Genomic DNA, 19,359 nt, shown 5'->3' on the forward strand with positions numbered 1-19,359 from the left:
CATCAACCCTCCTGCCGCTCGGTCGGAACGGTCGCGTCAACCAGATCAACATCGCTGTCGAGCGCGTCTTGTTCGCTCAAGGCGTCTTCCGCGAAGGCGCCAACGCGCTCGGCCTCATCCGGATCGAACTCGGCCTGATAACCGGGTGTCTGGGCGTCGATCAGCTTCTCGCGGATCACGTCCATCGCATTCATCAGATCATGGAGGATCGCGGCTTTGGGATCGGTAATCTCCTCTGTCATGGTCACTACTCCTGTTCGTGGTTGTTGTGGCGGCTGGCGCTGTAGTCGGGTCTGTCCTTGAGTTTCGGGTTCTTGCTCTCGGGATAGCTCTGCTTGCACATCGGGAAGTTGCTACACGCCCACCAGAAGACGCCCGGCTTCTTGGTGGGCCGGCGGATCAGGCCGTGCCCGCACGCCATGCACTTGTAGAGGCTGGAAATCGGCAAGGCCTCGCGGCCGCCGGTAATGGTCACGGCGCCGTCGTTCGCCTTCGCTACCTGGTCGCGAATGAAAGCCTCTTGCTTGGCGCTGAAGGCCGCCAGCTCGGCGGTGCCCTGCTCGATGCCCTTCAACATGCGTTCGTAGAGGGCAGTCAGAACGGGGCTCTTCACCACTTCCGGCAGGGCGTCGATCATGCTGCGCCCCAAAGTCGTGCTAACGATCTGCTTACCCTTGGATGCCAGGAACTCGCGGCGTTTCAGCTCGGAAATGATGGATGCACGGGTGGCGGACGTACCGATGCCGTCGCCCTCTCGCAGCATCTTCTTGTGCTCCGGATCAGGCACAAACTTATGGATGTTCTCCATCGCCCGGATCAGCGTGCCCTCGGTGAAACGGGCCGGCGGCTTCGTCTTGGCATCCTTCCGGGTGGCGTGCTTGCAGGTCACGCCGTCGCCCTTCTTCATGGCGGGAAGGCTCTGGTTCACGCTCTCGTCGGTGTCCTTGTCCGCGTCCTGCTCGTCGACTTCCTGATACACGTCGCGCCATCCGTTGCGGGTAACAACCTTGCCAGCGGCAACGAAGGTTTCCCCCTCGATATCTACGCCGACCGTAGTGCTCAGGTACTCATGGACGGGATAGAACTGCGCCAGGTACACCCGCACGATCAGGTCATAGATGTTGCGCTCCTTCTCGCTCAGGCCGGCCTTGCTGCCCTTGTGCAGGGTCGGGACGATCCCGTGGTGCGCGGTGATCTTCGAGTCGTCCCATGTCTTGGACTGCAAGCGCGGATCGGCGCCGGCCACCAGGCCGGCCAGCTCCGCGTTCACGTGCTGAATCGCCTCGAGGACGCGGGGCACGTCGGCGTGCTGCGACTCGGGCAGGTAGGCGCAATCGGTACGGGGGTATGAAGTCAGCTTGTGGGTTTCGTAGAGCGCCTGGCAGGCGTTCAGCACGTCCTCGGCGCTGTACCCGAACTTGTTGGAAGCGAGCAGAGTGATGTCCGACAGTGCGAACGCGAGCGGCTGGTGCTGTTTCTTGGCTTCTTGCTTGTATTCCGCGACGGCGCCGGCCCTGCCCGTCACCTTCGCCACCAGCGCATTTGCCGCGGCGGTGTCGACGAGCCGCCCCTCGGGATCAAGGCCCGGCTGATTCTCCTTCGCTCGCCAGGAGGCGAGAAAAGCGCCGCCAGGATGCTGAATCTCGGCCCGGATGGTGTGATACGGGACCGGCTTGAACGCCTCGATTTCCCTGTCTCGAGCGACAATGAGGGCAAGGGTCGGCGTCTGCACACGGCCCACCGTGAGGAGCGCCCGCGAGCCGCCGCGCTTCGCGCGCAGGGTATAGGCGCGACTGAGGTTCATCCCGATCAGCCAGTCGGCCCGCTGCCGCCCCCGCGCGGCAGCGGCCCAGCAACGATAAGCGCCGTTGTCCTTGAGAGCGGCAAGGCCACGCTTCACGGAAACGGAATCCTGGGCGGATACCCAAAAGCGGCGCGCAGGCTTGTTGCAACGGAAGTATTCCAGGACCTCATCGACCAGCAATTGGCCTTCGCGGTCGGGGTCGCCGGCGTTGACGATCTCGGCGGCTTCCTTGAGCAGCTTGCCGATCACGGCGAGCTGCTTCTTCGCGTCGTCCTTCGGCTTGAGAAGCCAGTCGGTCGGGATGATGGGCAGCTCGTCGATCCGCCAGACTTTCTTGCCGCTGCCGTTGCGGGGCATCTCGTCGGGCGTGTAGTCGTCGGGTTCGGCCTGTTCGAGCATATGCCCGAAGCACCAGGTCACGGTATCGTTGCCGCACTGGATGAAGCCGTGGCCTTTTCCGGTCTGACCCAGCTCGCTTGAGATGGCCTTTGCGACGGACGGTTTTTCCGCGATGAACAATCGCATTGTCCTGTCCTCCCTTACCAGGTAATGACTGGGGAAACGACGGTCTGGATCTGCGAACGATTGATGGGGCCGAAGTAACGGCCATCGAAGGACGTGCCGCTGACGTCGGACATGAGCAGCACTTCGGCGGCGCGAAGGGTGTAGCGGTCTGCGTGGAACCTGGGCAGCGGACGTCCGCCAGCGTCGACAGCCCTGGGGGCACTCATGGGTAGCAGTTCGCCATTGACGCGTACGCCCTCGTTGGATACGGCGACGTCATCACCTTTAGCCGCTAAAACGCGCTTCATCATGTAGCCGTAGCCGCCGGGGCAAAAACCGGCGCCGATGTAGCCTCGCTCTCGCGCTTCGTTGAAGACCTGGACTTGCGGCGGACAGAACAAGACATAGGCGCCCTTCTCCACCGCTGCGCGGCTCGTCCAGTACAGGCCGACCGGGATGCTCTTCGTGGTGTTGATGCGAGCGCCGGCCGCATAGGCCAGCGCCGCACCGGCCATGCTGACCGCGCCGACCAGCGCCACCCCCGCGGCGATCCTCTTGAAGAGGGTGCTCATATCGTGATCCCCTCCCCTGCTTCCGCAAACTGGATCAGGCGATCACTGGCTTTCGGCGCCTCCACCGCAGCGCGCGCCTGGAAGACCGGATCTTTGAAGTAGAGCGGTTGCTTGCCGTAAATGGCGGGATAACCGGCCACGTACACCACCATGTCGCCCGCCTCTTCGATGTGGCCGTCCGCGTTCTTCCGAGGACCGGGCATCCGCAAGCACTCATCCGGTGTCAGCAAGGGGCGCTGCACTTCTTGGAACGTGCGGGAAACCTGCCCGAGCATCGCGGCCGTGCGGCGCCCGCTGGTCGTGATCTGCTCCTTGACTACGGTGGTCTGTCCGGTCAGCCGAGACAGGTGTTCGGCAGTCTCCATACGGTTCGGGGGATAGGCGTTGTGCACATGGCAGTTGGAGGTGATGGTTTCATCGGGTCCGTACCCCGTTTCACGGCTCTTGAGTTGGTTGATGTCCTGGCAGATCAGGTAGCACTTGATGCCGTAGCCCGCCACGAACGCCATCGACTCTTGCACGATCTGCAATTTCCCAAGGCTGGGAAACTCATCGAGCATCAGCAACAGCCGGTGCTTGTAGTGCGCCACCGGCCGCCCATTCTCGAAATCCAACTTGTCCGCAAGCAGACGGACAACCATGTTCACCATGACGCGAACCAAGGGCCGCAGCCGATCCTTGTCATTGGGTTGCGTGACGATGTAGAGCGTCACCGGGTCATCCGAATGCATCAGATCGCGGATGCGGAATTCGGAGCGACTCACGTTGCGGGCCACGACGGGATCGCGGTACAGGGCGAGGTAGGACTTCGCTGTAGACAGGACCGAGCCCGCTTCTTCCTCAGGCCGATCCATCATGTCGCGGGCGGTGGAACCGATGGCAGGATGGTTCTGCCCGGCGACGTGCCCATAGGTCGCCATCTCCATCCACAGCTCGCCAATGTCGCGGTTCGGATCGGCCAGCATCGCATCGACCGATGGCAGCGTGGCCGTGGTGGTGTCATCTTTCGCTTTGTAGAGCGCGTGAAGGATCACGCCGACCAAGAGTGCAAACGCCGTTTTCTGCCAATGCGAACCCAAGCCCTTCCCGTCCGGGTCGACAATCAGGGTCGCGAGATTCTGAACATCGCCAACCTCGTAATCAGTACCCAGCCGGATTTCGTCCAGCGGATTCCAGCACACGCTCCCGTTCGCAGTAGCCGGCTCGAACCGCAGCACCTTGTTCTTGGCGTGCTTCTTCCTCCACCCGGCAGTCATTGCCCACAGCTCGCCTTTCAGATCGGTGACGACGGCGCTGGCATCCCAAGACAGCATCGTCGGAACAACCAAGCCGACACCTTTGCCCGAGCGGGTAGGGGCATAGCTCAAGACGTGTTCCGGGCCGTTATGGCGCAGGTAATAGAAATTCCCGCCCTTGTCCTCCCAGCCGCCGACATAGACGCCCGTGGACAGGGCAGCGTCCTTGCCCCTGACAACATCGAAGAGGCGGCGGGGCCGGGGCAGCAATCCGGCCGCCTGGAGGTCTTTCTTCCCGGCCCAACGTGCGGAGCCGTGCAGGTACTCGTTCGCCTTCGACGAGTTCGAGGACACGACTTTCGCCACCGCCACGCCCAGCAGCCCGACCGTGGAAACCATCAGGCCGATACTCCCCGCCTGCATGATTTCGTTCGGATAGTGGGAATACCACTTCGAGGCCCACTCGAGGATCGACCACGGCGCATAGACGTGGTTGAAATGGTCGCCGAGGTTCGCCGGGTAATTGAAGGTGTGGGCGAAAAATTGAGTAGCAGACTGCAATCCCCCCCCAAGCGACACCGCCCCGAGCACGGGCAACAACTTGCCGCCCGCGCCTTTCTTGGTGCGAACTTGAGGCCCGACCGCATTGTTCATCTTGATCTTCATCGACTCCTTCCCTTCGACGTTTGGATCGAACCCCGGGGGGTGACGGTGACGGGATCGCCGACCGCTACACGGGACAAGCGCCGGGCCGTGGCGTGGTCGATGGACAGAACCATGACAACGTCAGCATCGTCTCGCCTGAGAAGAGCCGACGTCTGACCCTCGACATGACGAAGGCCAGCAAATGAAAAACCACGGGCATTCACATTATATAGACTGTTTTTCGTTATATCGAAGTATTTTAGGTGCTTATCTTTGCCCTCGGCGAGGGATTTGTCCGCTGCAGCCTGTTGCGCGGGTTTCAGCCGTCCTGCCCCAACAGCGTCCCGTCGCAATGCGTGATCTGATTGGGCTCCTTGCTGCTCCACGTGACGATGAACATCACGCGGCAATAGCACTTCACTTCCGCTGGCGATGCGAACCACACCGAGTTCGGACATTCCTCGCAAACGGTGCTGGCTTTGGGGCGGCGGAACTCGTCCAAGGCCTCCAACGTTGGGCTTGCGGCCGACATGGGCGGAGGCGTCCATGCCCGCCCCGCCTCTGGTGTCGTTGCCGCCTCGGCCGGCTCCAGCCCCGGTTCGGGTAAGGTTGTCGTCGGCAGCGGCGCTTGGTCCAGCGCCGCCAAGGCGGCGTCGATCAGTTCGTCCTCGCTCAGTTCGTGCCGCTCGCTCATAGGCTTTCTCCTTGCTCAAAAGCTGTTGCCGCCGCAATTCCAAAGCGGAATCGGCAAACGTGATAGGTAGCTGGGAATCGACGGCAGTCCTGATAACTTGAGCCTTGAAGTCGGGGGTGCCGTTGACGGTGATCTGGCTGCCATACCGCTCCATCGCCAGACGCAGCGCGGCTTGCACCCCCTCGCGCGTGGCCTCGCGGGAAACCTGGAGCTTGTCGCCATCGTCGCGGACAGCCGACTGGCCGACGCGGAAGATGATCGTGCCCTTCTTGGTGATGTTGTCCAGAACATGGGCGCGCTCGGGCTTCGCTGCACCCTGTCCGGCGACGGTGTTGCCCTTGAGGCCCTGGGCCGCCTCACGACCCCGCAGGGCGGCCAACGCGTCCGCATTGCCCTGTAGGGCCTCCTGCTTCAACCAGTCCGTCCACGCCCGCCGCTGGAAGCCCTGGTAGAGCTTTTCCCGTTCTTTCGCATACTCCTCATGGATCTCGGTCAGCTGGTCGCGCAGGGCAGTACTGGCCTGCGAATAGAGCACCTTCTTGCCGACGCCCTGGCTGTCGACAACCTTGAGGGTCGCGCGCCGGAGCCGGTTGGCCCGCTTCGCACCCTCTACAGCACGATCCTTGCGGCGCCGGGCTTTCGCCAGCGCGTCGGCTCGTGCCGCTGTGAGGGTCTGCTGCTCGGCCTTGTACCGCGCATAGAGCTCGACCGTATTGACGCGCAGGCGAATGGGAGACTTTTCGTATTGCCGCCGGATCTTCGGCTTCGCCAGCCGATCCGGCGACGGCTCGAAGGGACCAAGCCGGGCCTCAAGACCCGGTTTGGAAAGCTCACGGGCGAGGGTGCTGGCTTTGACTCGCGTACCGTCTGCCGCTTCTACAACCAAGCCATTGCCGCGCTCGCGCAGCGCAAGGCCGTTTTCCCTCATGACCTGGTGCAGCTCGGTCCACGATTGCGCCCCGCGCATTTCCTTCAAGCATTCCCGCCGGACCCAGCCCACTAGGCTTTCGACGCCCGCATGACGCTCCATGTCCGCGGCGCGCCCCTCGGCCATCGAGCGCCGCGATTGGTGGTTGTCCTGCTCCAGCCCGTAATCCCGCTCGAGCACGGCGCACAGATCCGCAAGGATGCGATAGGACTGGAACGGCTCATGCATCGTGTGCCGCTCCGGGTGGATCTTGTTGATGGCGATGTGAAGGTGAAGATTGTCGGTGTCATGGTGTACCGCACTGACACGCTGGTGCTCGCCGTAACCGAGGCCGTCAGAGATACGTTCCTCAATCGCTTTCAAAGTCTCCACGCTCGGGTGTTCACCGGGCCGAAAACTCACCAGCAGGTGACTGGTCTTGTCGCCGGCCGCCCGGGTGTTCTGCCGCTGCGTAGCAAGCACTTCCCCGATGACCGCCTGCAGGGTGGCGGCCTCGCAATTCGTAGCTGTGACCTGCCCGAGGCGTTCCGTTTTGTCTTGCTCGTCGGTGATGTACTCTACCAGCTCGGCGAAGTCGCTCTTGGCAAGGGACCGCATTGGGACGTGCTTCGCGATCACGCGCGAGCCCCGGCGTTTTAGCGGCTAAAAGGATCATCGCTCGGCCCTCGGCATGACGACGGTCATCATGACCTGCCCCATCTCGTCCTGGGTCGCCTCGATGCGGGACAGGACCGCGCGAATAGTCGCCTCGCCAAACTGCGTGGTGCGCTCGTCGTTGGTGAGCCAAAGCTTCAGCAGCCCGCCGAGGCGGCCAAGATCGCCATTGATTCGGGCGAGTTCGCGCACCTGCTCGTAATCGACCACACCACCGATGCGGTAGCCCTGCCCGACTTCGCGCAGAAAGCGGGCAACGCTCATCCCGGCTCGCCGGGCCTGATCTTCGATCAGCTTCTTCTCTTCCGGGAACACAGGCACCCGTAGGTGGTGCTTGCGCTTCCCGGCGGTTGGCCTTGCGCCTTTCCGCATCGTCCAAACCTCGCTTGTCATGCCGGCGGTAGCCGGCCCAGCCTCGCAGAGCAGGATGCCCGTTGAGCGCCCCCGGCGCGAATAAGGGATAGCGAAGTTAGATAACCGGCTCCGCTGGTTAGCTAACTTCGCCCATCCTGCCCGCCATTCGGCGTTCATTACCCCAGGAAAAGTCTACGCCATCACTTTTGATTTATCCGCAGTGGCGCGCAAAACAAGTGTAAAACATTTAATGGATATAGCGAAATTACGTGAACGCTCCCATAATCCCTGTGCCGTAATGGTATGGACACGATGTAGTTGCACCTTTTCGCGGTCTTGTTACACGCCGCATAGCGCAAGAATTGAAGCGACGGGACCTATGGAACGAGCACGATGGCGAAGAGCTACACCGAAGAACTTGCCGGGTGGGTGAGCAAACACAAGACACAAAGACCGCGCCAGGACAAGAACATCGTTGCGTTCTTGGCCGTGAAGGGCGACGTGAAGGCAGCGCTCGATGCAGGCTACTCCATGAAAACCATCTGGGAGCACCTGCACGAAACGAAGCGCATCGAGTATCGCTATGAGACTTTCACGCTGCATGTGAAGCGGTACATCCGGGCCAAGCCTCGAGCCGAACACCAAGTCGAGCAGCAGCTACCGCAGGAGCAGAGCAAGCCACAAGTTCTGGCGGCCCCAACGAAGCCCGACCAGGCGCAAAGCGAGCCCCGAAAGACCTCGCTGCCCTCCGTGGGAGGCTTCACGTTCAACGCAACACCGAAGAAAGAGGACTTGTTCTAATGGCCAAGATCCACATGGTTCTGCAAGGGAAAGGCGGCGTCGGCAAGTCGATGATCTCGGCGGTCATTGCGCAGTACAAGGCAGGGAAGGGGCAGAAGCCCATATGCATTGACACGGATCCGGTCAATGCGACGTTCGAGGGATACAAGGCCCTCGACGTGCGGCGCCTCAACATCCTGGAGGGCGATGAGATCAACACCAGGAACTTCGATATCCTGGTCGAGCAGATCGCCACCGCCGAGGTCGACGTCATCGTCGACAACGGTGCCAGCTCTTTCGTGCCGCTCTCGCACTACCTCATTAGCAACCAGGTGCCGGCGCTACTCCGGGACATGGGGCATGAGCTGGTGGTGCACACCGTCATTACGGGCGGGCAGGCTCTCCAAGATACGGTGAGCGGTTTCGCCCAGCTCGCCAGCCAATTCCCCGCCGAATGCCTGTTCGTCGCCTGGCTGAACCCCTATTGGGGCGCCATCGAGCACGAGGGCAAGGGGTTCGAGCAAATGAAGGCGTACATCACGAACAAGGATCGCGTGTCGGCCATCATCCAGATTCCGTCGCTCAAGGAAGAAACCTACGGCCGCGACTTTACGGAAATGCTCCAAGCTCGCCTTACCTTTGATGAGGCCTTGGCGATGAGCTCTCTCACGATCATGACGCGGCAGCGGCTCAAGATCGTGAAAGGCCAGCTCTTCGCCCAGCTCGAGAATACGGCGGTGCTGTGATGTCGGACAAGATCGAGTCGATCATCAAGGAGATCGCGGCCAAGCACGGCATCGCCGTTGGCCGCGATGATCCGATCCTGGTCCTGCAAACGATCAATGAGCGACTGATGCAGGACAGCGCGGTCGCCCAGCAGGAAACGCTGGACCGCTTCAAGGAAGAACTGGAATCCATCGCACACCGGTGGGGCGAAGACGCCAAGAGCAAGGCGGAACGGACGTTGAATGCGGCGCTGACAGCGAGTAAGGAAACCATGATGAAAGGGATGCAGGAGGGTGCGAAAGCGGCCGCCGAATCGGCGCGCTGCGAGGTGGAGGCCGCGGTCGGGCGGCTCGCCGGCTCAATCCGGGACGGCCGGCGGATCGCGATCATGAACATGATCGCGGGCGCCCTGGCTGTCTTTGCAGCAGCCATGGCGCTGCTCTCGACGTTATGAAACCGGCGGATAGGGAGATCCAGACCGGTTTTTTTATGGCTCAGGTTGACGCTTTGACACTAAATCCGTTTTGGGTATCTCGGGTCGGGCGCCGGGCGATGACCTCCTGGGCGGCGGCCGGGGCCAGTGCCGTCGTGGCCGACTCAGGGAGCCAGGCGCCTAAGAACCTGCTCAAAGTCTCTGGAGTTATGAGAACTTTGAGGAATGAGGAAGAGCTATCCGAGCGCCATCAGTGGCGAACAGTTCGAGCTCATCCGTCCGCTGCTGGAGAGTGCGCGCAGGAAGACCTGTCCGAGGCGCGTGGACCTGTACGAAGTGTTCTGCGCGGTGTTGTATCTGCTCAGGAGTGGCTGCCAGTGGCGCATGCTGCCCGAGGGGTTTCCCAAATGGCGCACCGTGCACGCGTACTTTGCCATCTGGAGCGAGCCGCGCGAGGGTGGTAGCCTGCTGGAGCAGACTTTAAAAAATCAGGGTGGCGCGGCCCGGCAGAGACTGGAGCGCAACGCCTGCAGCACGCTCTTGATCGTGGACGCGCAAAGCGTGAAGAACACGGATACGGCGGCCCAGAAGGGCTATGACGCGGGCAAGAAGGTGTCGGGGATCAAGCGCCCCATCGCGGTCGACACCCAAGGCTTGCCATATGCGGTGGCGGTGAACAGGGCTGAGGTGACGGACCGCAAGGGCGCGCTGCAGGCGGCTGCGTCGTTGCAAGCCTGGGCTCGAGCGGGTGCAAAGCGTGCTGTGCGACAGCGCCTATATGGGCCAGCCCTTCGCGCAGGGCGTGCGCGAGATCCTGGGTCAGGGCGTGACGGTGCAGATCGCCAAGCGCCGCGAACCCCACGCGTTCAAGGTGATGCCCAAGCGCGGAATCGTCGAGCGCAGCTTTGCCTGGCTGGAAAAGAACATGCGACTATGGAAGAACTGCGAGCGGCTGCTCAACACCAGCTTGCAGTTCATCCACCTCTCATTCCTGGCCCTTTTGCTCAATAGACTTTAAACAGGTTCTCAGGAATTCTTCCATTTTCCTGAAAACAGCGGCTGGTCAAGTGCATCGCATTTCTCCCGTGTTGCGAAAGAATTCGAATCGACGATTTATACCTGCCTTCCGTGGCCTTCAGGGGTCACACATCCCTTCACTCCCCTCGGAGCCAGCGACGTAGCAATTTCGTGATGACCGGCATCACGACGTACGTCAGCAGGACCACCGCGATCGGAATCAGCACCATCGTAGCCATATACACCGGCAGCCCTTCGAGCACGGGTCGCAATACCATCAGCAGGGGCGTGATCGTCAGATACACGCCCAGCCCGCTGGCGATCATCATCTTGTGGCGGGGGGGTGGAATCATCGGCTGGGGCGAGCCGGCGTTTGCCGGCAACTGAAACCATGTTTCCAAACCGACGGCCTGCTCGATCAGCACCGGTGCGCTCTCCACCGATTCGAGTTGCCTCACCAGTTCCAGCCGTTGCGCAGAATCCTCCCATCGCCGCAGGCTTGCGAAGCTGTCGAAACTCATGATGATTCGGTACGCACGTTCTCCGGTGCCGGTGGGTTTGAGGATAGTGGCACCCAGGTTGCCCGGGAACTGGCGCGCCGCCCGAACGCCTCCACCGATGAGGACTTCCCACTCCGTCTCCCGCCCGAGTTTCGGCACCCGCGTAACCATCAGGGTTACAGGATCCTTGAGTACCTGCTCTTCAGCAATCAATCACGCTCCCTCCTCTGCTGCTGTGCTTTGTCCGTCAAGGAGTCGATTTTCCGTGAGAGTCGTCCACACCTGAACGGACACGTATCGCCATCCATGCTCCGAATACTGCGGCAATTCCCCCAGCTACCTGCACCTTAGGCGAGGGAGCCAACAGCCCAAGTCCCGCGACCAGGAAACACAAGCGCTGCACAATGTCGAGCGACCGTTTCCAGAAACCTTCGGCAGCCAGACACAGACAGACGACGGCAAGGATCACCGCCAGACAGGCAAATGCAATCTGCAGCGGCGTCCCCGAGAGGAGAATGCCGTCGTTATACACGAAGGCAAAAGGAACGACGAACGCGATCATCGCCATTCTCACCGCCGCCAGTCCGACGGCAAGAGGGTTGGCGAGCGCGATCGGGGCAGCGGCAAACGCGGCAACGGCGATCGGCGGTGTCATCGCCGACAGGCTAGCGTAATAGACAAGAAACAGATGCGCAGCGATCAGCGAAACGCCCAGCTTCGTGAGCGCCGGCGCGACCAGCACCGCGGCGAGGATGTACACGCTGGGGGTCGGCATCCCCATGCCCAGCACCAGCGTGATGACTGCGGCGACCACCAGCGACAAAAACAGATCCGTGCCGGCAAGGAGGAAGATGAGTTCGGTCACCTTTGCGCCGAGTCCGGTCATCGACAGCCCGCCGACGACCAGTCCCGCAGCCGCACAGGCGGCGACGACCGGCACAACTCGCAACGTCGCTTCCGCGAGAATCTCATAGAACGCCTTGAAACTGAGACGGGTCTCGCGCTTGTACATCGCCACCGCGATCACTGCGAGGGTGCCGAATGCGGCGACGAAATTGGGGGAGTAGCCTATCAGCAGCGCCACCACTAGAGCGATCAATGGGACCAGGAACATCCCTCCTCGTCGCATCGTATCGCCGAAGGCCGGCACGTTGTCGAGACCGGCGATTCCCAGCTTGAGGGAATTGAGGTGCACCTGCAGATAAACGCAGAAATAGTAGAGAAATGCCGGGATGATCGCTGCGACGGCGATATCGGTGTAAGGGATGCCCGTGAACTCGGCCATGATGAAAGCAGCCGAACCCATGACGGGGGGCAGGATGCTGCCGCCGGTGGAGGCGGCGACCTCGATTCCGCCGGCAAGGGCGCCCGTGTAGCCCAGCTTCTTCATCATCGGAATCGTGATCGAACCGGTGGTGACCACATCGGCCGTGGGACTTCCGGAAATGGTCCCATAAAGCCCCGACGACACCACCGCGATCTTCGCCGGCCCTCCGGGACTCTTGCCGCTCACGGCTGAAGCGGCATCGAAGAAGAAATCGCCGCCTCCCGTGCGCGACAGAAAGGTTCCGAACAGGCCGAACAGAAAGACATAAGTCAACGCAACTCTGATCGGCGCACCAAAGATGCCGTCGGTCGTGAAGGCAAGGATATCGAGAAAGTGGAGATAGTCGATCGAACCGTGGCCAAGCACTCCGGGCAATCGGTCGCCCCACAGATTGTAGCCAAGGAACACCAGCACGATCGTCGTCAGTCCCGGGCCGACCGTGCGTCGCGTCGCTTCGAGAGTGATGAGCAGCAGCCCGCTTCCGCAAATAATGTCCCACAAAGTCAGCTCGTCGAGGAGCGTGATCCGAGTCACGATGCGCTCATTGTGAAACCAGAAATAAGCGGAAATTCCAATGCTCGCCGCTGAGAACAGCAGATCGCATACCGGAACCCGCTCCCGGCTCGAGGCTGCAGTCGCCCCGGTCGTCAGGAAGACCAATGCCAGCATCAAGCCAAGGAATACGATGGTCATTGCATAGATCTGGACAATCTGGATCGTCGTCACCCAGACGATGCCCAGCGCGATCAGGGCCGCAAAGGGTTTCAGAAGTTGACCGGCCCAACTAGCGGGATCTCGGCGCGCACCGGTCGTGAAAAACTTGTTAAAGAAATCGAGGCTCATACTGGACATGCTCGGTTCTCCCCAATGCCAGGAGCGTCTGCAGGCCATTCATATGGAATGGATCTCCGGTCGCGCGTCGAAGATGAACGAACGCTCGAGAGGTATAAACCGGAGCTGCACGCAGCGACGATCAGACGGATCTATTCGGACCCGCCCAAGAGCAATCAATGACCTTGCCGCAATTCATCTCGACAAGGACCGGAGCGCGGTGAAATTTATCCACCGCGGCTCTGATTGGTCATATCTATTTCAGTAGTCCAGCTTCACGGTAGTAAGCTTCTGCCCCCTTGTGGTAGGGGACGATTTTCTGGTTCGTGAGGAACTCGGGAGTTATGGCTTTCAGGCTGCCATGCGCTTCCTGAAGTTTTTCAATGTGCTTGTGCAAGGCTTCCGCCAGATCATGGGCGACTTTGTCGTCCATCTTGTCATTCACCACCAATATCGCGCTGAGTGCAACGGTCGGGACATCGGCGGGTTGCCAAGAATAGCTTCCCGCCTTCACGACAAACGGGGCGACACTCAGCTCCTGGGATACTTTTTTGATGACGCTGTCCGACACTGGGAGCAGAACGAGTTCGACCGCGTCGCCGGCCTGGACGATGAAACTCGTTCGCACGAACACGCCATTCGTGAACATGTCGATCCGCTTGTCCTTCATCAGATCGCCCTGTTCGTCCGATGCCGCATAGATGACATCGCCGCCCCATTTCTTGATGTCGTCCAGGCTCACGCCGATCGCCCTGAACATCTCGACTGCGACATATTCGGTGATATTGCCCCGTTTGTTGAAAGCCACCCTGATCGGCGGTTTCTTCACCGCAATATCGTCAAAAGTTCGGATCCCGTATTCCTCAGCAAATGCCTTCGTGATGACCATCTGCATTGGCGCCCAGTCATACAGCAGCGCGATTGCACGCAAATTGGTGATAGGTTTCCTGAAAGGTTTGGCGCCGAGGGTGGCAATATGAAGTTCGGCGTCGTGCGCGATTCCCAATTCGACTTTTCCCTGATCGAGAAGGGCAATATTAGCGAGTCCTCCGCCCGACGTCTGATATGTGATCGTCGATCCAGGAAAGGCGTCTTTCACGGCTCCGTCGATGCCTACCCCGATCATCGTCCACAACCCGCTCGGGCTCGCCCCGGAGAGAGTCATCTTGTAGGATTCCGCCGCTGCACCGAGGCTTAAGAATGCAATGGCAAGTCCACAAACGATGTTTCGTAACATGAGTGTCTCCTCCTTAGTAATGATTACCAACAACGTCGGAGTGAGGTCCCAGCCAAGGACTTATAAATTGTTTTCCTACGAGCAGTTCGGCTTCTTATGTTCAGATTATCATTGCAGTTTCCCCGCAACAAGGACGCGCGGCGCGTCGGATCCAATTAAACGTCCACCACTCGGACGCTCGATCCATCAGGGAAATTTTCATCTCGACTCGACGCCTGATAAGCGAAACTGACGCGCGAGCACTGGAGATTCGGCCCTTTCGCGAACCCTGACCGCGGACGTGATGATCGGCGCGCAACGAGCAGAGCGTCACTGGAACGCTCCTTCGATCTGATAGTCCGCATACTCGACGTCGGTCATGGCAAGAAATTCGCGGAACACGAGTTCGTTGTCCTGGCCGAGACAAGGCGCTGCGGCCATCACATCGCCGGGCGTGGCCGAAAGATCGAATGCCGAGAAATAACACGCGACATCCCCGATTTCGCCGTGCAGACGGCGGCGCCAGATCCGGCGGTAGGCGAGCTGCGGATCCCGGAAAAGATCGGCGATCGTGTTGACCGGGTAGGCGTGAACCTGCGCTGCCTGGAACCGAACGGCAGCCTCCTCGGCGTCCTGCGTGACCAGACACGAGGAAATGATTGCATCGAGCTCCGCAATATTTGCCTTGCGCGCCGCCAGCGTCGCGAAACGTGGATGGGCCGGCAAATCGGGGCGCATCAGTGCTGCGGCGAGGCGCGCGAACTCCTCGTCAGACCAGCACGAAAGCGCGAGCCAGGTGCCGCCGCTGCATTGGTAGGCGTCGTGCGGCGCCGCGCCGGGGTCGGTGTTGTTCGCCCGTTCCGCCACGCGTCCGTGGGTGTGGTAATCGAGCAGCGCGCCGGCGACAAACATCAGTCCGCTTTCGTACTGCGCCAGATCGATCCACGCCCCTTGGCCTATCCTCCGCTGACGATCGAGTGCCGCAAGGACCGCGCTGGCCCCGAGTGTCGAGGCGATGAAGTCGATATACGGCCCGTACAGCAGCATCGGCGGCCCGTCGGGATCACCGGTCAGGCCACAGAAGCCGGCAAGCGCCGACAGCTGCGAGCCGAAGCCGGGCGTCTGCGCGCGCGGGCCGGTTTGCCCCATGTTGCAGCTCGAGATCATGACGATGCCCGGATTCAGTTGGCGGGCCGTCTCGTAGCCAAGGCCGAGGCGCGACATGACGTCGGGGCGCATGTTCTCGATGACGACGTCGGCCCACGTGATCAGTCGCTGCGCCACCTCGACTCCGGCGGGAGTCTTCAGGTCCAGCGTCACGTCATATTTGGAGTCGTTGAAGATCGCGAAGCATCCGCTCCGATCCGGTCCGGGGCGGCCATCCTTGTAGGGCGGGTACTCGTTGCGGAACCCGTCGGGACGCTGATGGGATTCGACGTGTACGACCGTTGCGCCGAAGGTCGCGAGCATCTTGCCGATATGCGGCCCGGCAGCATACGCGCCGAATTCCGCCACTTTCACACCCGACAGGGCTTGAGAGATCGCGCTCATACGAATTGCCCCTCCTCTGCCGTATCGACAGCTTCGCCTGCGGCGGCGCCGAGGCCGAGTTCGGCCAGCAATGCGTTCAGATCGATTTCCGAACCCGGCGCATGGCGAAGCGGCGCACGTAGCTGGTCGATAATCGCAAAACTGCCGCAATGCCGCTGCGGCTCGCCGTTCGGCGTCTTCAGGTCGTGCCAGAATTCCCGGGCCGCCAGTTGCGGGTCGTCGGCAATGTCCCGCATCGTCGACACGGGATAGCCGAGCATCTCGCGGCAGCTCGCCTGGTCGAGGAATTCCCGCTTTGTGAGTCGGAGAAAGAAGGCGGCGATCGGCCGCTCCAGCCCGTCGACCTCTTCCTGCGTCGCAAGCCTCGGATCGAATCGTTTCCAGTCGATTTGCGCGAGATCCCCGAGTTCGGCGCCGCACTCGCGCATCCACGCGACCAGCTGCGCGTTCGTGCGCCGCCCGGCCGGGCCGCCGTAGAGCACGAAATTCAGATAGCCGTCCGCACAGGGCCAGAAGGCGCGATAGCGTGCCCCCTTGATCGAACGACCGGTGACGTAGGCGCCGGCGCGGGTCGGAACGCTGCCTTCCATGTCCCAGAACGCCGGCGCGTGCGACAGCGCAAGGATCACTGCCGCCTGTCCCGACACGTCCACATGCTGCCCCTCCCCTGTCGTTGTGCGATGAAGGAGGGCCGTCAGCGCGCCGACGGCCGCCTGCGCGCCCGCCCAGCAGTACGACTGGGGCACCGTCACGCGCTTGGGCGCATCGTCGGGCTCGCCCGCAAGCGACATCGCGCCGCCCGCGGCCATTAACTCGAGGTCGGACGCGAGCCAGTCCGAGCGCGGACCGGTCGAGCCGAACGGCGTGACCGATACGTGGATCAGTCTTCGGTTGAGGTTGCGCAGCCGGGTCGGATCCAAGCACCGGGCGCGCTCGCCCGGCGTTGCCGATTCGATCAGGATGTCGATGCCGCCTATCAGCCGATCGAAGCCCGACCGGCCTTCGGGCGTTTCGAGATCGAGACGCAGCAGCCGCTTGTTGACGTTGTAGGCCTGCCAGTCCGGATCGTCGATACCGGCCCCGGCGCCTCCACCTTGATCACATCGGCCCCGAGATCGGCGAGCAACCGTCCGGCGAGCCATCCGGTGCGGTTGCTCAGATCCAGGACCCGGTATGCTTTAAGCATCACGGACTCCTTTGTGGTGGCAGCAGCGGTCAGCGTCCCGTGCGCGCCAGGGACAGCACCCAGCCTTCCATGCGCGAGCGCATCTTCCGGATGTCGCCCTCGCCGAAGAAAGCTTCCGGCTTGACCAGATCGACGCCATAGACGGGGCGGTGGAAGTCGCTCTCGTAGCCGAACGGCACCGTCGCGTCGATCCCCATGCCGCCTTCGAACTGGGTGTTCGACGCGGTCCATTGCTTGTCGCCCGAAGTCATGCGCTCGGCCGGCATGAAGGTCTGGCCACGCCCGCCCGGGATCGGGTTGAGGATGTCGGTGCGCGGATTCACGCGGGTGGTCAGACACCACATGATGTCGTCCATCGAGTAGATATCGACGTCTTCGCTCACCGCGATCGCCAGGCGCATCCCTTGCGAGCACGACAGGATCGCGGAGAGGAAATTGCGCTGCCAGCCTTCCTCGATCTGGTTGCGCTTCTTGACCTGGATGATGCAGCCGCCCCAGTCGGTCATGCAGTACGGGATATGCACGTTCTGCACGATGCCCGGCTGCAGCCGCTCGCACAGGGCGAAGATCGCCGACTCGCGCACCGAAGTGTCGATGTTGGCGTCGTCGGCCGTGTGCACGCCGAGCGGGAAGATGATCGGCTTGCTCTCGCGCCGGCGCATCGTGATCGCGGTGACGTGGAACGTCGGTGCCTTGTACGCCTTGCCCATGTAGCCGGCCCACTCCGGATGGAAGTGGAAACGGCCCTGGACGTCGGCCGCTTCCGACTCGGCCGTCTCGTAGCGCTTGTCGCGCGGGTGCAGATAGCCTTCGAGCACGTACTCGGCGTCGGCGAGCGTGTAGGCGTCGATCGTGCGGCACTTGACGAGGCGCACCGGCGAGCCCTGGATCGCGCCGGCGATGCCGATCTCGTCGCAGCCCTTGGGCAGGATCGCGTAGTCGAAGCCCGAGCCGGCGACGAAGGTGCACGACGGGGGCACGCCGAAGCACATCGTCAGCGGGATCGGCTCGTCGTCCTTGTAGTGCTCGGTCATCACCTGCCACATGTGCGATCCGGGCGAAATCTGGAACGTGCCGACGTTGCCCCAGCGGAAGTTCATGCGGTTGTAGCCGATGTGGCTGCCGCCATCGAAGTACGGGCCGACGACGCACGAGATGCCCGAGCCGATCGTCAGCTCGGTCTCGAGCGGCGTATGGCGGATCGCCGTCAGCCACTTGTTGACGTCGAGGTCATCGGTGATCACCTCTTCCTGCACCGGCGCCTCGTCCTGGCCGATGATGATCGGCGCGAGCGGATGGTCGATCGCGCGTGCGACCTTCTTGACGCGGTCGAGCGAGTTCTCCCAGCCGAAGAGGCCTTCGACGACACGGATGTCGCCAAAGAGGTTCGTGATCGCGCGGGCATGGGGCATGCCTTTGACGTTGTTGAAGAGCATCGGCAGGCTGCCGTCGAAGATCTTCTGCAGACCGGTGATCTCGAGGTCAGGATTGACTTCCTTGTCGGTCTCGACCAAGTAGCCTTGGGTGCGGAACCACTCGAGCGCTTCGCGCAGGTCCTTGACCCCGGCCCGCAGGGCCACCGCATCGATTTCTTTCGTTGCCAGATCGTTCATCGTGTTACCTCCAGGTTGCTTTACTCGGGAATTTCGGGGGTATGTGCGATTACTTCTGCGGCTGGAGATTGGCAACCTTGCGGTTGCGCATCTCCCCCTCCCAGCGCCGCGCGAACTCGGCCGGCAGGCCGAATTGATCGAGAATCCGGGCAACGACGTGATCCACGATGTCGTCGACCGTCTGCGGGTGGTTATAGAACGCCGGCATCGGCGGCATGATCGTCACGCCCATCTTCGAGAGCTTGAGCATGTTCTCGAGATGGATGTCGGAGAGCGGCATCTCGCGCGTCACGAGCACCAGGCGACGCCGCTCCTTGAGGATCACGTCGGCCGCCCGGTGCACCAGGTGGTCGCCCGTGCCGTGCGCGATCGCCGCGAGGCTCCTCATCGAGCACGGCGCGATCACCATCCCTTCGGTCATGAACGAGCCCGACGAGATCGACGCGCCCATGTTGCCCTCGACGTGATCGACCGCGGCGAGCGCGCGCACCTGCTTGGCCGTGTAGGGCGTCTCGTGCTCGATCGTCTGGATCGCCCACTTGCTCAGCACCAGGTGCGTCTCCACGTCGCTGCCCTGCAGCGCCTCGAGCAACCGAACCCCGAACACCACCCCCGTCGCCCCCGTGATCCCCACTATCAGTCTTTTCATATGCCTCTCACTCAAGGAGTCAACGTATATTCAGCTCGAACCGATAATCCATATTATGGACTTTTTAAACAACCCTGTTCGGTGCCTAAGCCGCGATATTTACGGTTTCGAAGCAACTCTAGAGAGGATCACGCAAGCAG

General features: G+C 61.7%; 17 protein-coding genes. 4 read left to right on the forward strand and 13 right to left on the reverse strand.

The genetic code is table 11. The features are described from left to right. Positions 1 to 2: 2 nt before the first annotated feature. The 6 genes from PA01_00940 to traJ are packed head-to-tail and all read right to left on the reverse strand — an operon-like array spanning position 3 to position 7,408. Positions 3 to 242 (reverse strand): conjugal transfer protein TraD, encoded by a 240-nt coding sequence (locus PA01_00940; protein KON82671.1) that lies wholly within the window; start codon positions 240 to 242, stop codon positions 3 to 5. A 5-nt stretch (positions 243 to 247) separates the two neighbouring features. After that, entirely contained in the window at positions 248 to 2,329 is a 2,082-nt protein-coding gene (locus tag PA01_00945; GenBank protein ID KON82623.1) for a DNA topoisomerase 3, read from the reverse strand. A 14-nt stretch (positions 2,330 to 2,343) separates the two neighbouring features. Then, positions 2,344 to 2,880, reverse strand: coding sequence for a conjugative transfer signal peptidase TraF (traF, locus tag PA01_00950; GenBank protein ID KON82624.1), 537 nt, complete (start codon positions 2,878 to 2,880; stop codon positions 2,344 to 2,346). Beyond that, positions 2,877 to 4,781 carry a type IV secretory system conjugative DNA transfer family protein gene (locus tag PA01_00955; protein ID KON82625.1) on the reverse strand — a complete coding sequence of 635 codons (1,905 nt, stop codon included), beginning with the start codon at positions 4,779 to 4,781 and terminating at the stop codon, positions 2,877 to 2,879. The genes traF and PA01_00955 overlap by 4 nt, the downstream gene beginning before the upstream one ends. Then, positions 4,778 to 7,000 (reverse strand): relaxase/mobilization nuclease domain-containing protein, encoded by a 2,223-nt coding sequence (locus PA01_00960; protein KON82626.1) that lies wholly within the window; start codon positions 6,998 to 7,000, stop codon positions 4,778 to 4,780. Before PA01_00960 ends, PA01_00955 begins: the two co-directional genes overlap by 4 nt. 33 nt (positions 7,001 to 7,033) lie before the next feature. Next, entirely contained in the window at positions 7,034 to 7,408 is a 375-nt protein-coding gene (traJ, locus tag PA01_00965; protein ID KON82672.1) for a conjugal transfer transcriptional regulator TraJ, read from the reverse strand. Positions 7,409 to 7,783: 375 nt separating this feature from the next. Between traJ and PA01_00970 the strand changes: the two genes are divergently transcribed. From PA01_00970 to PA01_18395, 4 genes are all read left to right on the forward strand, one after another. Further along, positions 7,784 to 8,191, forward strand: a complete 408-nt coding sequence (locus PA01_00970; GenBank protein ID KON82627.1) for a TraK family protein — start codon at positions 7,784 to 7,786, stop codon at positions 8,189 to 8,191. Beyond that, positions 8,191 to 8,916 (forward strand): conjugal transfer protein TraL, encoded by a 726-nt coding sequence (locus PA01_00975; protein KON82628.1) that lies wholly within the window; start codon positions 8,191 to 8,193, stop codon positions 8,914 to 8,916. Before PA01_00970 ends, PA01_00975 begins: the two co-directional genes overlap by 1 nt. Further along, complete coding sequence (locus tag PA01_00980; GenBank protein KON82629.1) at positions 8,916 to 9,350, forward strand: conjugal transfer protein TraM; 435 nt, start codon at positions 8,916 to 8,918, stop codon at positions 9,348 to 9,350. Before PA01_00975 ends, PA01_00980 begins: the two co-directional genes overlap by 1 nt. A 204-nt stretch (positions 9,351 to 9,554) precedes the next feature. Then, a protein-coding gene (locus PA01_18395) for an IS5 family transposase (GenBank protein ID KAI5913753.1) occupies positions 9,555 to 10,347 on the forward strand; the annotation gives its coding sequence in 2 pieces (ribosomal slippage) (positions 9,555 to 10,046 and positions 10,048 to 10,347; 792 coding nt in all). Positions 10,348 to 10,483: 136 nt separating this feature from the next. Here the strand turns inward: PA01_18395 and PA01_00990 are convergent. From PA01_00990 to PA01_01020, 7 genes are all read right to left on the reverse strand, one after another. Next, entirely contained in the window at positions 10,484 to 11,059 is a 576-nt protein-coding gene (locus tag PA01_00990) for a hypothetical protein (protein ID KON82630.1), read from the reverse strand. 34 nt (positions 11,060 to 11,093) lie between these two features. Beyond that, positions 11,094 to 13,016, reverse strand: a complete 1,923-nt coding sequence (locus PA01_00995; protein ID KON82631.1) for a TRAP transporter fused permease subunit — start codon at positions 13,014 to 13,016, stop codon at positions 11,094 to 11,096. Positions 13,017 to 13,260: 244 nt separating this feature from the next. Beyond that, the gene (locus PA01_01000; GenBank protein KON82632.1) at positions 13,261 to 14,241 is read right to left on the reverse strand and encodes a TAXI family TRAP transporter solute-binding subunit; all 981 of its coding nucleotides are present in this window, start codon (positions 14,239 to 14,241) and stop codon (positions 13,261 to 13,263) included. A gap of 309 nt (positions 14,242 to 14,550) precedes the next feature. Further along, the gene (locus tag PA01_01005) at positions 14,551 to 15,771 is read right to left on the reverse strand and encodes a CoA transferase (protein KON82633.1); all 1,221 of its coding nucleotides are present in this window, start codon (positions 15,769 to 15,771) and stop codon (positions 14,551 to 14,553) included. Beyond that, positions 15,768 to 16,913: a CoA transferase gene (locus PA01_01010; protein ID KAI5913754.1), complete on the reverse strand. Its 1,146-nt coding sequence runs from the start codon at positions 16,911 to 16,913 to the stop codon at positions 15,768 to 15,770. Before PA01_01010 ends, PA01_01005 begins: the two co-directional genes overlap by 4 nt. A 73-nt stretch (positions 16,914 to 16,986) precedes the next feature. Then, on the reverse strand, positions 16,987 to 18,570 hold the full coding sequence (locus PA01_01015) for a UbiD family decarboxylase (GenBank protein ID KON82634.1): 1,584 nt from the start codon (positions 18,568 to 18,570) through the stop codon (positions 16,987 to 16,989). 49 nt (positions 18,571 to 18,619) lie between these two features. Then, positions 18,620 to 19,219, reverse strand: a complete 600-nt coding sequence (locus PA01_01020; protein KON82635.1) for a UbiX family flavin prenyltransferase — start codon at positions 19,217 to 19,219, stop codon at positions 18,620 to 18,622. Positions 19,220 to 19,359: the final 140 nt, after the last annotated feature.

It is taken from the genome of Azoarcus sp. PA01 (assembly GCA_001274695.2).
In the GTDB taxonomy this organism is placed as follows: domain Bacteria; phylum Pseudomonadota; class Gammaproteobacteria; order Burkholderiales; family Rhodocyclaceae; genus Aromatoleum.

Excerpts from the sequence above, each read along its gene's own strand:
- PA01_00970 (KON82627.1), top strand. The coding sequence starts at position 7,784 with ATGGCGAAGAGCTACACCGAAGAACTTGCCGGGTGGGTGAGCAAACAC.
- PA01_00940 (KON82671.1), bottom strand. The coding sequence starts at position 242 with ATGACAGAGGAGATTACCGATCCCAAAGCCGCGATCCTCCATGATCTG.
- PA01_00955 (KON82625.1), bottom strand. The coding sequence starts at position 4,781 with ATGAAGATCAAGATGAACAATGCGGTCGGGCCTCAAGTTCGCACCAAG.
- PA01_00975 (KON82628.1), top strand. The coding sequence starts at position 8,191 with ATGGCCAAGATCCACATGGTTCTGCAAGGGAAAGGCGGCGTCGGCAAG.
- PA01_00945 (KON82623.1), bottom strand. The coding sequence starts at position 2,329 with ATGCGATTGTTCATCGCGGAAAAACCGTCCGTCGCAAAGGCCATCTCA.
- traJ (KON82672.1), bottom strand. The coding sequence starts at position 7,408 with ATGCGGAAAGGCGCAAGGCCAACCGCCGGGAAGCGCAAGCACCACCTA.
- PA01_01020 (KON82635.1), bottom strand. The coding sequence starts at position 19,219 with ATGAAAAGACTGATAGTGGGGATCACGGGGGCGACGGGGGTGGTGTTC.
- traF (KON82624.1), bottom strand. The coding sequence starts at position 2,880 with ATGAGCACCCTCTTCAAGAGGATCGCCGCGGGGGTGGCGCTGGTCGGC.
- PA01_01005 (KON82633.1), bottom strand. The coding sequence starts at position 15,771 with ATGAGCGCGATCTCTCAAGCCCTGTCGGGTGTGAAAGTGGCGGAATTC.
- PA01_00980 (KON82629.1), top strand. The coding sequence starts at position 8,916 with ATGTCGGACAAGATCGAGTCGATCATCAAGGAGATCGCGGCCAAGCAC.
- PA01_01015 (KON82634.1), bottom strand. The coding sequence starts at position 18,570 with ATGAACGATCTGGCAACGAAAGAAATCGATGCGGTGGCCCTGCGGGCC.
- PA01_01000 (KON82632.1), bottom strand. The coding sequence starts at position 14,241 with ATGTTACGAAACATCGTTTGTGGACTTGCCATTGCATTCTTAAGCCTC.
- PA01_00995 (KON82631.1), bottom strand. The coding sequence starts at position 13,016 with ATGAGCCTCGATTTCTTTAACAAGTTTTTCACGACCGGTGCGCGCCGA.
- PA01_01010 (KAI5913754.1), bottom strand. The coding sequence starts at position 16,913 with ATGGCTCGCCGGACGGTTGCTCGCCGATCTCGGGGCCGATGTGATCAA.